General features: G+C 62.1%; 14 protein-coding genes and 1 pseudogene. 13 read left to right on the top strand and 2 right to left on the bottom strand.

The annotated features are described in order from the left end of the window. Positions 1–3 precede the first annotated feature (3 nt). Positions 4–534: a molybdopterin-dependent oxidoreductase gene (locus tag SLT36_RS28760; protein WP_432289048.1), complete on the bottom strand. Its 531-nt coding sequence runs from the start codon at positions 532–534 to the stop codon at positions 4–6. A gap of 218 nt (positions 535–752) precedes the next feature. Here SLT36_RS28760 and SLT36_RS28755 point away from each other — a divergent pair, with 218 nt between their 5' ends. After that, positions 753–1,124: a 6-pyruvoyl trahydropterin synthase family protein gene (locus tag SLT36_RS28755; RefSeq protein WP_067968412.1), complete on the top strand. Its 372-nt coding sequence runs from the start codon at positions 753–755 to the stop codon at positions 1,122–1,124. Positions 1,125–1,160: 36 nt separating this feature from the next. Here the strand turns inward: SLT36_RS28755 and SLT36_RS28750 are convergent, their stop codons facing one another. Beyond that, on the bottom strand, positions 1,161–2,570 hold the full coding sequence (locus SLT36_RS28750; RefSeq protein WP_432289047.1) for a PLP-dependent aminotransferase family protein: 1,410 nt from the start codon (positions 2,568–2,570) through the stop codon (positions 1,161–1,163). A 247-nt stretch (positions 2,571–2,817) separates the two neighbouring features. Between SLT36_RS28750 and SLT36_RS28745 the strand changes: the two genes are divergently transcribed. From SLT36_RS28745 to SLT36_RS28690, 12 genes and pseudogenes are all read left to right on the top strand, one after another. After that, a complete protein-coding gene (locus SLT36_RS28745) occupies positions 2,818–3,954 on the top strand; it encodes an ABC transporter substrate-binding protein (RefSeq protein ID WP_210283806.1) in 1,137 nt (378 codons plus the stop codon). A 116-nt stretch (positions 3,955–4,070) separates the two neighbouring features. Then, positions 4,071–4,931 carry a branched-chain amino acid ABC transporter permease gene (locus SLT36_RS28740; RefSeq protein WP_067967374.1) on the top strand — a complete coding sequence of 287 codons (861 nt, stop codon included), beginning with the start codon at positions 4,071–4,073 and terminating at the stop codon, positions 4,929–4,931. 7 nt (positions 4,932–4,938) lie between these two features. After that, a complete protein-coding gene (locus tag SLT36_RS28735; RefSeq protein WP_432289045.1) occupies positions 4,939–5,448 on the top strand; it encodes a branched-chain amino acid ABC transporter permease in 510 nt (169 codons plus the stop codon). Next, a complete protein-coding gene (locus SLT36_RS28730) occupies positions 5,436–5,966 on the top strand; it encodes a branched-chain amino acid ABC transporter permease (protein ID WP_432289043.1) in 531 nt (176 codons plus the stop codon). Before SLT36_RS28735 ends, SLT36_RS28730 begins: the two co-directional genes overlap by 13 nt. Further along, positions 5,959–6,729: an ABC transporter ATP-binding protein gene (locus SLT36_RS28725; RefSeq protein ID WP_432289042.1), complete on the top strand. Its 771-nt coding sequence runs from the start codon at positions 5,959–5,961 to the stop codon at positions 6,727–6,729. The genes SLT36_RS28730 and SLT36_RS28725 overlap by 8 nt, the downstream gene beginning before the upstream one ends. Then, on the top strand, positions 6,726–7,442 hold the full coding sequence (locus SLT36_RS28720; RefSeq protein WP_182574681.1) for an ABC transporter ATP-binding protein: 717 nt from the start codon (positions 6,726–6,728) through the stop codon (positions 7,440–7,442). The genes SLT36_RS28725 and SLT36_RS28720 overlap by 4 nt, the downstream gene beginning before the upstream one ends. Positions 7,443–7,451: 9 nt before the next feature. Further along, complete coding sequence (locus SLT36_RS28715; RefSeq protein WP_432289040.1) at positions 7,452–8,195, top strand: aspartate/glutamate racemase family protein; 744 nt, start codon at positions 7,452–7,454, stop codon at positions 8,193–8,195. 38 nt (positions 8,196–8,233) lie between these two features. Continuing rightward, positions 8,234–9,142: an allantoinase PuuE gene (gene puuE, locus SLT36_RS28710; RefSeq protein WP_083948812.1), complete on the top strand. Its 909-nt coding sequence runs from the start codon at positions 8,234–8,236 to the stop codon at positions 9,140–9,142. 25 nt (positions 9,143–9,167) lie between these two features. After that, positions 9,168–10,415, top strand: coding sequence for an allantoate amidohydrolase (locus SLT36_RS28705; RefSeq protein WP_432289039.1), 1,248 nt, complete (start codon positions 9,168–9,170; stop codon positions 10,413–10,415). Continuing rightward, positions 10,415–11,675: pseudogene (locus tag SLT36_RS28700) on the top strand (ArgE/DapE family deacylase). The gene SLT36_RS28705 and the pseudogene SLT36_RS28700 overlap by 1 nt, the downstream one beginning before the upstream one ends. Positions 11,676–11,942: 267 nt before the next feature. Continuing rightward, positions 11,943–13,097, top strand: a complete 1,155-nt coding sequence (locus SLT36_RS28695; RefSeq protein ID WP_432289037.1) for a transporter substrate-binding domain-containing protein — start codon at positions 11,943–11,945, stop codon at positions 13,095–13,097. Between the two features lie 13 nt (positions 13,098–13,110). Beyond that, positions 13,111–13,719 (top strand): ANTAR domain-containing response regulator, encoded by a 609-nt coding sequence (locus SLT36_RS28690; RefSeq protein ID WP_067967401.1) that lies wholly within the window; start codon positions 13,111–13,113, stop codon positions 13,717–13,719. Positions 13,720–13,930: the final 211 nt, after the last annotated feature.

Below are 13,930 nucleotides of genomic sequence, written 5' to 3'. Positions count from 1 at the left end.
TCCCTACCGGATGATCAACCGGGCCAGCTGCCAAACCGAACGCGAATAGAACTTCTGGCTCTGAAGCTCCGGCTTGCTGTCATAAGGATAGACGATGAACAGCGGGCCCTTGTCGCTGACCTCCATGTAGTGGCCGTCGCGCTTGAGTGCCAACAGCACGTTGTGGAGCGCAAAATCCTCCGTCGGGATCGTTGTCTTGTAGTCGTTGAGGGCAACTGCAACGGCCTCCTTGCCGTCGGCGCCCACGAGTTCCATGATCTTCTGGAGCGGAACGCCCTCGAACTTGACCATGCCCGTAAACCACGGTGTCGTGGTCTCGATCGACGTAACGCCGAGCGCTTCGAGCATGTCGCGGTCAAACGAGGCCACACCATTGCCATTCGTGACGCTGATCTTGCCTTCGATGACCAGGATCGGGGTGCCCTTGGGTGCCTGCAGTTTGCTGTCTTCGGCCTGAGCCGACGACAGCGCGAAAAGTGCCAGTGACGTAGCCACCGTCACCGCGCGGATGATTGAAGACACAAGATGATTCATTAGCACGTACTCCCCGGCACCGTCAGTTTGCATCGGACCATGCCAAAGGTCACTGAAAAACACATTAACGACGTTGAATATGCCACAATAATCAGCACCATATCGTGCATCAGCAAGTAGCAAGCGGATGTTTCTTGTTCTGATCGAATTGACCGGCTCAGAAGCCGGTGGCAGATATCCGGCACCAGGTTGAGCATGACGATGGGCAGGACGGCAAAATGATCGAGACTTACAAGGAGTTCACCTTCGAGGCAGCACACCAGCTGCAGCCTTTTTCGGGCCTCCACGGTCACTCGTTCCAGGTCAGCGTCCACCTCGTCGGAGACCCCGACCCGGTCTTTGGCTGGCCGGCCAATCTCTATGAGCTGGAACAGCAGATAGAGGTCGTCCGGATGACCCTCGACCACAAATATCTCAATGAGATCGAGGGGCTGTCCGTGCCGTCGCTCGAGAATGTCGCGCGCTGGATCTGGGACAAGCTGGAACCCCAGTTTCCGCAGCTCGATCGCGTAGCGGTTCGGCGGGGCGCGCAAGGTCAGGCCGAGGGTACGGTTTACAACGGGCGCGCCCTGCAAAAGGCTCGCGCATAAGCGGCTCCAGCTTCCGCTCTCCGTCCGCCTTCCCGGCTACACATAGCCGATCGATTGCAGATCCATGTGCGGCTTGGGCTGCGAGTTGAGCAGGCCCATCAGCCGGTTCAGGCCCAGCGCGATCTGCGGCAGGGAGTGTGCTGCTCCCAGGCAAAGCCGCACCGCGTGCGGTGCGTGATCGCGTTTCACCGCAAAGGCGTCGGCGGTGATCACCCTGACGCCCTCGCGCAGGGCTGTGGCGGAGAACGAATCCATTCGCCAGGGTTCGGGAAGCTGCAGCCAGAGGTGATAGCAGGATGTGGACGCGTGCTCCGCATGGTGGCCGAGGATTCGATGGGCCACCTCCTGGCGCTCATGCGCCTGGTTGCGGTGCCAGGCGATCAGCTTGTCGGCATAGCCATTTGCCATCCAGTTGGTCACGATCGCCGCCATGAACGGTGGCGACATCCAGTTGCTCATGGTGACGATCTCCTGGACGGAGCGGCTGAGCTTGGCCGGTACCACCAGGAAGCCGATACGCAAGCCAGGCGCCATGCTCTTGGAGGCGCTGGTGAGGTAGATGGTCCGTTCCGGGATGAGCGACGCGAAAGGTCGCGGCCGGTCCTTGGCCAGGAAGCCGTAGACGTCGTCTTCGATGATCCAGAGGCCATACTCCTCGACGATCTTGGCGATCTCCCGCATCCGTTGTTCGGACATGGTGATCGTCGTCGGGTTCTGCAGGACGGGCATGCAATAGAGCGCCTTCGGCCGCTTTGTCTCGCAGAGTTCGCGAAGGGCCGCAGGGTCCAGGCCCTCTTCGTCCATTTGAACCGCGGCAAGATTGATGCCGAGCTGATGCGCGATGGCCCTTGCACCCGGATAAGTCAGCTGTTCCGTGGCAATTGACTCGCCATGGCCGGCCAGCGCCATCATGCTGATCAGAAGGCCGTGCTGTCCACCATTGCAGATGATGACATTGTCCGGATGCGCCCTGATCCCGATACCCTCCAGCCATTGCGATGCGACGGCGCGGTGCGAGATCATGCCCGCGCTGGGCTGATAGGTGAGAAGCGCGTCGAGCGAGCCTGAGCGCGACAGATCCTTCAGGGTCGACCTGAGGATTTCGTCGGCTTCACCAATGGCGGAAAGGTTCAGTCCGAGGTCGATTACCTCCGGTTGGGGTTTTTCCGGCACCACCAGCCGGGTGATGTCGTCGCGATGATTGTCGAAGTCGTTGATGAACGTGCCGCGGCCGACCTCGCCGACGACGAGGCCTCTTACCGCCGCTTCGGTGTAGGCTCGCGCAATCGTCCCGACCGTCACGCCCAGCCGATAGGCGAGGTCGCGGTGCGGCGGCAGCTTCTCGCCGGGCTGCAACTGACCTTCGGCTATTCCGCGCTCGAGCGCATCGCAGATCGCCACGTAGATCGGCCCGGCGCCCTTCCTGATCTCCGGCTTCCAGTTCATGCGGCTCTCGCTACTTTGACACCGTGTCAATGAAGTAATTGACACCTTCAAGTGCCAGACATACGCTCAAATAACAACAAAAACAAGGGAACATAACTGCGTAATCTGAGCATATTGAACCAATTGACATGGGTTCAATTGCAGATGAAGGCCGAGTATCACAATGGAGGACAAGATGATTTTGCGTCAGCAGAGACAAAGTGCCCTGCGCAGGGTGCTTATATTAGGAACGGCAACCGGAGCATTGGTGTTTGGATCTTCGGCATATGCCGAAGAAACTCTGAAGATCGGTGCCCTGGGCGTGATGAGCGGGCCGTTTGCCGGCTGGGGTGGCGTCATGTGCCAGACGTTCAAGTCACGGGCCGGCATGTGGAACGACGACGGCGGCGTGGCGATCGGTGACAAGACCTACAAGATCGAGGTCGTGTGCGTCGACGACAAGGGCGATCCCAAGGGCGCCCAGACCGGTGCCGAAAAGCTGGTGTCGGAAGGTGTCAAATATATCCAGGGGCCGAACACTGACTCCACGGCGGAAAGCGCCAAGACCGTCATGGAGGCGAATGGCACGGTCAACATGCCCTACGCCTTCTCCAAGTCGCTCTACAAGGCACCTGCCTCCCAGTCGATCCTCGGCATGGTGGCATCTTACCAAGTCGGCCCGGTCATCTACAAATGGCTGATGGACAACAAGGGCGTGAAGAAGATCGCCTTTGTCTCCGAAAACAACGCCGATCCCATCAAGCAGCGTGACGAAGGCTCAGCCGGCGCCAAGGCGCTCGGCCTGGAGGTCGTCTCCGACCAGGAAACCTACGAGTCCGGCACCACCGACTTCTTTCCGATCCTGACCAAGGTGATCGGTACCTCGCCGGATCACATCGTGCTGTCAGGCGTATCGCCCTCGGATGTCGGCCCGCTGATCAAGGCGGCGCGTGAACTTGGCTTCACGGGAACCATGAGCACCGAGACCGGGCAGGACCCGAAGGCCATATACGAAGTGGCCGGCGACGCGTCGAACGGGTTCATTGCCGCGGGCGGTGCCAGCACCGAGGCGATCCGCAGCGACTTTATGGTCAAGTTCATCGAGCGCTACACCAAGGACTGGGGCGAGTGGAACGATGTCGCCGGCCTCTATGTCTACGGTCCCGAGATCATGATCCAGACGCTGCAGAGCGCCGGACCCAAGGCGATCGAGGACACCAATGTGTTCAAGGCGGCACTCGACGGCTTCGTCGGCAAGAACCCGTTCCTCAAGGACGGCGGCGAGTTGAAATATGTCGGCCGCACCGACTACGGCCAGCCGCGTCAGGTCTCCGTGCCGATCGTCGTGCAGCAGGTCGAAAACGGCGAATACAAGCCGCTGTTCGTCGGAAAACTCCCTGACTGACGAACACGGGCGGCGGTTCGCCCCCAATGACCGCCGCCCGCACTTCCCTCGCATGAGGTCCGCATGACGCGGACCGCGGATGGGCGGAAGGTCCATCCTCGCACAGGAGACTTCGCATGACGCAGGTTATGCTCAATGCACTTGTCGTCGGAACGACTTACGCGCTGATCGCGCTCGGCATCACCATCATTTTCAGCATCATGAAGGTGGTGAATTTTGCCCATGGTCAGCTCTACATGATCGGCGGGTTCGTCGTTTACTACTTCAATGTCGTGTTCGGGCTGCCGTTCTGGTTCGGCCTCGTCATGTCCTTCCTGATCGTCGGCCTGCTCGGCGTGGCCATGGAGCTGTTCCTGTTCCGACCGGTGATGCTGCGCGTCAAGCGCGAGGAGGTGACGATGCTGCTGGCCATGGGCACGGCGGTGTTCCTCGAAAGCCTGGCGCTGATCGTCTTCGGCGAAAAGCAGCGCGGCGTTCCCCCAATCGCGACCGGCGTCATCGAGGTTTTCGATGCCAGGCTACCCACCGGACGCATCGTCGTCATCGTCGTCGCAGCGATGCTGATCGCCGCCTTGATGGCCTTTATCGGCTACACCAAGACCGGCCGGGCGCTGAGGGCCATGGCACAGGACCGCGAGGCGACCGCTCTTCAGGGCGTCAATCTCAAGTGGCTCTCGGCCATGGGCTTCGGCCTCGGGACCGGCCTTGCCGGCCTGTCCGGGGGGCTGCTCGTGGCAATCTTCGCCGTCCACACCGGCGCCGGCACGGCCATCTCGATCAAGGCATTCCTGATGATCATGATCGGTGGTGCGGGCGTGCTCTCCGGCGCCATCCTTGGCGGCTTCGTCCTCGGTTTCCTCGAATCCGTCGGCTACGCGCTTTTGCCGGGCTCGCTGACCTTTCTCATCATCTTCCTGATCGTGATCTGCTTCCTCATCGTGAGGCCGAACGGGATCATGGGTAAGCCCTGGGGCTGAGACGACCATGCAAAAGACCATATCCATGCCAAATGTGAACCTGTCCCCAAGCGAGCAGCGAAGCTCCTCGCTGAAGCCCATCGGGCTGGGGCTGCTGATTGCGGCAGGTTACTTCCTTGCCATTCCGCTGGTCTTCGGCGCCAATGGCTACCTGCTCAACGTGTTCACCACCATGGCTGCCGTCAGCTTCATCAGCTTCGGTGTCTGGCTGACCTTCGCCATCGGTCGCATCAACCTTGCCCAGGCAGGATTTGCGCTGATCGGCGCATACGTAACAGCCATCCTGGTGTCGCGGCTCGGCGTCTCGTTCTGGATCTGCCTGCCACTGTCGGGAGCAGTCGCGGCCCTGCTCGGCGGCCTGATCGGCTGGCCGGTGCTGCGTCTCAAGGGCGTCTATTTCGCCATGATCACGCTCTGCATCACCGAGGCCTGCCGCCTGACTGCGTTGAGTTTTCCGGCCCTGACCAATGGCGCCCAGGGCATCGTCGTCCCAGCGAATTGTCGTTGTTCGGCCTGACCATCATTCCGGCCTTCGAAAAGGGCGCGCGGCTGCCGTTCTTCTACCTCGCCGGCACGCTTATGCTGCTTGGCCTTTGGTTCATGTGGCTTCTCGACACCAGCCGCGTCGGCGCCGTGTTCCGCTCGCTCAGGCAGAACGAGGATTTGGCGTCGAGTCTTGGCATCAATGTCGCCAAGTATCGTGTCGTCGCCTTCATGGTCAGCTGCTTCTATGCCGGCGTCGGCGGTGCCTTCTTCGCCACCCTGCAGCAGAACGTCTACCCCACCACTTTCCAGGTGCTCGATAGCGTCTACTTCATGGTCTACTGCTTCGTCGGCGGTCTCGAATTCGTCGTTGGCCCGCTGGTCGGCGCCGTCGTCATGATGAGCAGCTTCGAACTCCTGCATGAGTTCCAGCGCTATCAGACCGTCATTTTCTCCGGCCTGATGATCCTGTGCATCCTGCTCATGCCGAACGGAATCCTGAGCGTCATCAAGCGGCGCTCCGGCAAGTCAGAGGAGGCATCCAATGCTTGAAGTTCGCGGATTGACCAAGATCTTCGGCGGCCTGACCGCAGTGAACGACCTGAACTTCACGTTGGATGCGGGCGAGATCCTTTCCATCATCGGGCCCAACGGCGCCGGCAAGAGCACCTGCTTCAAGCTGATCGCCTCCTTCCTCAGCCCGACGAGCGGAACCGTCCGTTTCAACGGCAAGGACATTACCGGCATCGGACCGCACGCGGTTGCCCGCCACGGCATCGTCAGGACGTTCCAGGAAAACACCAGCTTCCAGGACATGACCGTGCGCGAGACGGTGCTGCTCGGCTACCACAAGGACTGCAAGGCCTCGCTCGCCGGCATGATCTTCCGGACGCCGCGCGCCAGGAAGGACGAGCGGGAAGCCGGCGAATACGCCGATCACGTACTCGACCTGCTCGGCATGGCACATCTTGCCAATACGGTGTCCGCCGCCTTGCCGCACGGCATGCTGCGCAATCTCGGCATCGCGGTAGCGCTTGCTGCCAAGCCAAAGCTCATCCTGCTCGACGAGCCGTTTGCCGGGCTGAACTCGGACGAGACCAAGCGCGGCGTCGAGCTGATCCGCAAAATTCGCGACGAGGGCGTCACGCCTATCCTGGTCGAGCACGACATGGCCGCGGTGATGTCGGTCAGTGAACGCATCGTGGTCGTCAGCTTCGGCAGCAAGATCGCCGAGGGCACGCCGGCGGAGATCCAGCAGAACGAGAAGGTCATCGAAGCTTATCTCGGCGCGGAAGACACGGAGATCGGCCTATGAGCGCGCAATTCTCGATCCGGGACCTCGCCGTGTCCTATGGCAGGGTTCGCGCCGTGAAGGGTGTTTCCCTCAATGCCGGCGAGGGGGAGATCATTTCCCTCATCGGCGCCAACGGCGCCGGCAAGTCCTCCATCCTGCGCGCCATTACCGGCCTGACCGCGCCTGAGAGCGGTGAGATCTGGTTCGACGGCGAGCGCATCGACGGCAAGGGACCCGACCAGATCGTGGCACGCGGCGTGGCGATGGTGCCGGAAGGGCGACGCATCTTCCCGTTCATGAGCGTGCGCGACAACCTTCTGATGGGCGCCTATCGTCGCAAGGACAATGCGGGTGTCGCTGCCGACCTCGAAGGCATTCTGACCCGGTTTCCCCGCTTGCGCGAGCGCATCGGCCAGCAGGCCGGCAGCCTGTCGGGCGGCGAGCAGCAGATGGTGGCGATCGGTCGCGCGCTGATGTCCAAGCCGCGGCTTCTGCTGCTCGACGAACCGTCGCTCGGCATCGCGCCGATCATCGTCCGCGAGATCGCCCGCTTCATCACCAGCATCAACCGCGACAATGGCGTCAGCGTCATTCTCGTCGAGCAGAACTCGCGCATGGCGCTCAAGCTCTCCAGCCACTCCTATGTGCTCGAGACGGGCAAGATCGCCTTGTCTGGGCCTTCGCATGAGCTGGCCGAGAACGACGACGTCCGCCGCGCCTATCTCGGCGGCTAGGGGCAGATCATGAAGATCGAGATCATCAATCCCACGACCACTTCCGCATTCGCCAGGAAGAACCTGGCTGCAGCGCAAGGCGTTGCCTCGTCGGGCACCGAGATCCTGTCAGTCTCGGTCGAGAGCGGCCCGCCGTCGATCGAAAGCCACTATGACGAGGCGCTGAGCACGATCGGCATCCTCGAGCGTATCCGCGAGGGAGAGAACGCCGGTGTCGACGGCTATGTCATCGCCTGCTTCGGCGATCCCGGCTATCTCGCCGCCCGCGAGATCGCGCGCGGGCCGGTCGTCGGTATCGCCGAGGCGGCCTTCCATGTCGCCAGCATCGTGGCGACCCGCTTCTCGGTGGTCACCACGCTCGCCCGCACCAAGATCATCTGCGAGCACCTGCTGCAGGTTCACGGCTTCGAGCATCAGTGCCGCAAGGTCCGGGCTTGCGGGCTCGAGGTTCTCGAACTCGAGGAGACCGGCATGGCGGCCTGCCGTGACATCGTCGAGGAATGCCGCCGCGCCGTCGCCGAAGACGACATCGGCGCCATCGTGCTCGGCTGCGCCGGGATGGCCGACCTGGCCTCGCATATCCAGGAGCAGATCGGCGTTCCGGTCATCGAAGGCGTTACCGCTGCGACCAAGCTCATTGAAGGCATCGTCGCCCTGAGGCTCGGCACCAGCAAATTCGGTGACCTCGCCTATCCGCTGCCCAAGCGGCTGAGCGGATCAGTCAAGCATCTTGAAATCGCACCGCGCGACTAGGCCGGCGTCCGTCCGGAACAGGTAGAAAGGATCGAACAATGTCATACCCCCGCGATATGGTCGGCTACGGCAACAGGCCGCCGATGGCCAACTGGCCGAACGGCGCCAAGCTCGCGCTGCAGTTCATCGTCGCCTTCGAAGAGGGGTCCGAGAACTGCGTCCTGCACGGCGATGCCCATTCGGAGAACTTCATCTCCGACATCATCGGCGCGCCGCAACTGTTCGGCGTGCGCAACATGAACATGGAGTCGCTCTACGAGTATGGAACGCGCGTCGCGTTCTGGCGGGTGTTCGACGAGTTCAAGCAGCGCGGCATCAACACCACTGTTCTGGCCAACGGCCTGGCGCTGCAGCACTACCCCGAGGCCGGCAAGATCATGCACTCCCTCGGCCACGAGATCGCCAGCCACGGCTGGAAGTGGATCGACCACCAGTGGATGGGCGAGGACACCGAACGCGCCCAGATGAAGCTTGCCATCGACACCATCACGCGGGTGACTGGCGAGCGGCCGGTCGGCTGGTACACCGGACGCTGCAGCCCCAACACGCTCAAGCTGGTGGTGGAGGAGGGTGGCTTCCTCTACGATTCCGACACCTATGCCGATGACCTGCCCTATTGGGAAAACGTCAACGGCAAGCAGCATCTGCGCATTCCCTACACACTCGAAGCCAACGACATGCGTTTCGTGGCGGCCGCCGGCTTCAACTCCGGCGACCAGTACTTCACCTATCTCAAGGACACGTTCGACGTGCTCTATCGCGAGAGCGACAGGACCCCACGGATGATGTCCACCGGGCTCCACCTGCGCATCGTCGGCCGTCCCGGGCGTTGGGCTTCGTTCCTGCGTTTCCTCGACTACGTCCAGAAGCACGAAGGCGTCTGGATCTGCCGGCGCGACGAAATCGCCCGCCATTGGCACAAGCACCATGCACCTGAGCGGCAGTAGCGGCGCAAGGCTCCGGGATAGCATCATGCCGACTTACCTCAACGAAACCGACGCCGGGCGGCGCATCATGCGGCGCTGCGACGAGCTTGGCAGCATCAGCGAGCCGGGCGTTGGCGTGACGCGGCTCTATCTGTCGCCGCAACATCGCACGGCCGCCGAAACCATTGCCGGATGGATGCACGATGCCGGCATGGACGCGCGTATCGACGAGGCCGGCAACGTCGTCGGCCGCTACCATTCCGAAAGCGGCGGCGGGCCCTATCTCGTTACTGGCTCGCATATGGACAGTGTTGTCCATGCCGGCCGCTATGACGGTCCGCTCGGCGTGATCACCTCGCTCGACTGCGTTGCCGTGCTCAACGGTCGCGGCCGCCGCCTGCCGTTCGGTATCGAGGTCGTCGCCTTCGGCGACGAGGAGGGTACGCGGTTCCGGACGACGCTCGCCGGAAGCCGCGCGATCACGGGACAGTTCGGTGACGACCTGTTCAACGCCAAGGATGCGCACGGCATCAGCCTTCGCGAGGCCATGATCGCGTTCGGTCTCGATCCCGAGGCCGTCGCCAGTGCAGCCCATCGGCCGGGCGACATGATCGGCTATGTCGAGCTTCATATCGAGCAGGGACCAGTGCTCCAGGCTGAGGGTTTGTCGGTCGGCGTGGTGACCGCGATCAGCGGCCAGACGCGCGCCGTCGTGACGCTCACGGGTGCGGCCAATCATGCCGGCACGGTGCCTATGGGCATGCGCAAGGATCCGCTCCTGGCAGCAGCCGAGATCGCGCTGGCGGTCGAGCGCATCGCCTCGGTCCATCCCCATACGGTGGGCACAGTCGGCTTCGTCAAGGCCGACCCGGGACTGATCAATGTCATCCCGGGCGAGGTCTCTTTGACCGTCGACCTGCGCTCGCAGGCTGACGGTGTCCGCCACGCTGCCTTCGACGAACTCGGCGTCGCTGCCCGGGCCATCGCGGCAAGGCGCGGAGTGGAGATCGACATCGACAAGATCCTCGATCTCAAGTCCTGCCCATGCGCGCCCGATTTCGTCGACCGTATCGCGGCCGCCGTCGAAGCGGCCGGAACGCGCCCTCTGCGCCTGCCCAGCGGTGCCGGCCACGACGGCATGGCGATGAGCGGGATCACCGATATCGGCATGATCTTCGTTCGCTGCAAGAACGGCATCAGCCATTCGCCGGAGGAGTCGGTCACCGCGGCAGACGTTGCAACGGGGGCGGCTGTGCTCTTGCATTTCATCGAGAATTTTCAGGGAAAACCCTAATGGAACCGAACCCTATCAAAAAAAGCCCCGGCCTCGGTTCAGAGAGTCTGCTGGATTACATCCGTTCGCATCGTGACGACCAGGTGCGCATGCTGGCGGAGCTGGTCAAGGTGCCGTCTGACAACCCGCCCGGAGATTGCGCAGCGCATGCCGATCGCGCTGCCCAATTGTATGAAGGCCTTGGTTTCACCGTCGAGCGACACAAGGTGCCCGATGCGCTGGTTGCGAGCGTCGGCATGATCAGTGCCACCAACCTGATTGTCCGCCATAGGTTTGGGCCCGGTCCGACGATCGCGCTCAATGCGCATGGAGACGTCGTGGCGCCTGGCGAAGGCTGGACCGTCGATCCCTACGGCGCCGAGATCAAGGATGGCTGGATGTACGGCCGGGGCGTGGCAACCTCGAAGTCCGACTTTGTCACCTATGCCTATGCGCTGCTGGCGCTGCGCGCATTGGGCGAGAAGCTGTCGGGCACGATCGAGATCCACCTGACCTACGACGAAGAGGTCGGCGGCGACATTGGCCCGCTCCATCTGCTTCAGCAGGGTTTGACCAAGCCGGACTATGCGATCTGCGCCGGCCTGTCCTACGGCGTCGTCACTGCCCACAATGGCTGCTTGCATCTCGACATCGACGTCCGTGGGAAGTCCGCCCATGCGGCGCGGCCCGAAACGGGCATCGACGCACTTGAGGCGGCAACGCACATACTGAGCCGGCTCTATTCGTTGCGCTCGGGTTTTTCCGAGCAGCGCTCGTCGGTCGAAGGCATCACCACGCCATCGCTGGTGGTGGGGCTTATCTCCGGCGGCATCAACACCAATGTCGTGCCCGACAAGATCGTGATGCGCGTCGATCGCCGGATGATCCCGGAAGAGAACGGTCCGGAGGTGGCGCGCGACCTGATCGCCTTCATTGAGGCGACCGCGCGCGAGATGCCGGGCGTCGAGTGCCATGTCCGCCAGTTGATGCTGGCCAATCCGCTGAAGCCGCTCGTCGGGCAGGAGCGCCTGGCCGGTGCCTTGCAGAGGCATGCCTCGGAGTTGGCCGGCGAGGCCGTCCCGACGCATGGCGTGCCGCTCTACACCGATGCGCGGCACTACAGCAATGCCGGCATTCCGACCGTGTTGTACGGCGCCGGTCCGAACGATGCTCGAGGCCAATGCGCACCGTGCCGACGAAAAGCTCAAGATCGACGACCTCGTCCTGGCAACCAATGTGGTGACGCTGGCGCTTTACGACATGCTCACCGGCAACGCCTGACGATTTGTGGCTTGGGCATTCGAACAAGACGGTAGGCGGTCATGGACCGCCTTCCTGCCGGCAATGGCTCGGAACACGCTGTACACGGACACTCCTCTCCTTCGCGGCAGATACGCAGAGCCGCGTTGCCTTTCCCGAGCTGTCAGGATATCTCTATGGGACTGGAAACAGTGGCGTTTCCCAAATCTCCCAAAGCAGACTCCGCCCGGCTCGCGCCGATGACCGGGTAGTATTCTATCGACCTGCTCAATAGGTGGCTTATAGCGCATGGCGACTGGTGACTGGCGGATTGGCGTCCTGTTTTCCAACAGCGGAGTGACCGCGGCGGCCGAGACGGCCGAAGCGAACGCGACGCGCCTTGCGATCGAGGAGATCAACGCGGCCGGCGGCGTTCGTGGGCGGCAGATAAAGGCGGTCTTCTACGATCCGGAATGCTCGGCCAAAAAGTACCAGGAACTCGCCGTTCGCCTCCTCGCCGAGGACGGCATCAAGATCATCTTCGGCTGCTACATGTCGTCGGCGCGCAAGGCCGTCCTGCCGGAAATCGAAGCCTATCGCGGCATGCTGTTTTACCCGACCTTCTATGAGGGGTTCGAGTATTCGACGCGTTGCTTCTATACCGGTTCGTCGTCGAACCAGAACGCGGTCCAGCTCGCGCGCTATCTGATCGACAACTACGGCACGCGCTTTCTGCTGGTCGGCTCCAACTACGTCTTCCCCTACGAATACAACCGCGTCGTCATGGACCTTGTCATGAGAGCCAAGGGGACCATTCTCGACGAGCTCTATGTGCCCGTTGAACCGGTGCGCAAGGATTTCAATCGTGTCATCAAGCAGATCAGCAAGCTGAAGCCGGACATCGTTGTGTCGACGGTCGTCGGCACGGGTGCGGTCATGCTCTATGAGGCCTACAAGGAAGCCGGTTTCGACGTCGCCACGATGCCGATCGCCAGCCTGACGACAACGGAAGCGGAAGTCGCCGAGATGGCGCCTGACATCGCGGCGGGACACCTGACCTCGGCGTCGTTCTTCGAGACGCTCGACACGCCGCAGGCGCGCCGATTCGTATCGTCCTTCAAGCAGCGGTTCGGCGCCGACGCCCCTGTTACGGCGGGCGCCGAGGCTGCCTATTTCCAGGTTCATCTCTATGCCAAAGCGCTGGAGCTGGCCGGTACGGACGAACCGGAAGCGCTGGCCAAACATCTCGCCGGGCTGGAGTTCGACGCGCCGCAAGGGCGGATACGCATCGACCCCGACAACCACCACACCGAATTGTGGTCGCGCATCGGGCGGGTCAATGACGACGGCAAGTTCGACATTATCTGGCAATCCGAAACGAGGATCAGGCCCGACCCCTACTTCGTCACGGCGACATTCGATGATTGGATGAGCAAACCCCATCAGCTGAAACGCAAGGCTTAGCGGATCGTTCTCGGTGGCAACCAGCATTCTCCAGGACCTGAAGGGCCTGCGCGTCCAAGTCATCCACCCGCCAGATGCGGCGGGGCTGGCGCTGGTCGAGCATCTCAGGCGCATCGGCTGCAGTTGCGAAACGACATGGCCCTTGCCCGATGCGATAAACCCGTCGGCGGTGGTGGTGCTGGTGTCGATCGAGCAGGAGAACCGTGACAAGATCCTGAGCCTGTTCCGGCCGGTGGAGCCATCCGATCCCGCCTTGATTGCGGTCGTCACTTATGAGGATCCAAGCACGCTGCAGGTGGTGCTGGAGTGCGGGGCGCTGGCGGTCATCGAGCGGCCGATACGCCCGTTCGGCCTGTTGACCAATTTGACCATCGCGCGCGCGCTCTGGCTCGAGCGGCAGAACGCCAGCAAGCGCATCCGCAAGCTTGAGCGCAAGCTTGCCGGCAACAACCGCATCCTGCGTGCGAAGAACATTCTCATGGAAACGCAAGGGCTTAGCGAGCAGGACGCGTATGAGAACATCCGCCGGCAAGCGATGGCGAAACGCGTGCCAATGGACGATCTGGCGAGTGCGATCATCAACGCGCATGAGCTCTTGACGTTCAAGGACATGCGTGACTAATATGAAAAATAATTGACGCCGGGTGAACCTCGGATGTCGATACGGTGTGAGACAATGTGGTCCGCGCCGAGTGGCTATGTAGCCCGCAAGCTCCTCGTCGGAGTTGGCGGGCTTTTTTGTTTTTCGGCTCCCGACAAGGCCGTTGGCAGCCGTTGGTTCGATTTGCAGCACTTTCTTGACGCTCTTTGGTCAGCGCGTGCGAACGCGTGCG

The organism is Aminobacter sp. BA135 (genome assembly GCF_050859125.1).
GTDB classification, from domain to species: domain Bacteria; phylum Pseudomonadota; class Alphaproteobacteria; order Rhizobiales; family Rhizobiaceae; genus Aminobacter; species Aminobacter ciceronei.
The sequence above is the reverse complement of the archived record's forward strand: the minus strand, read 5'-3'. Positions and strand labels throughout refer to the sequence as shown.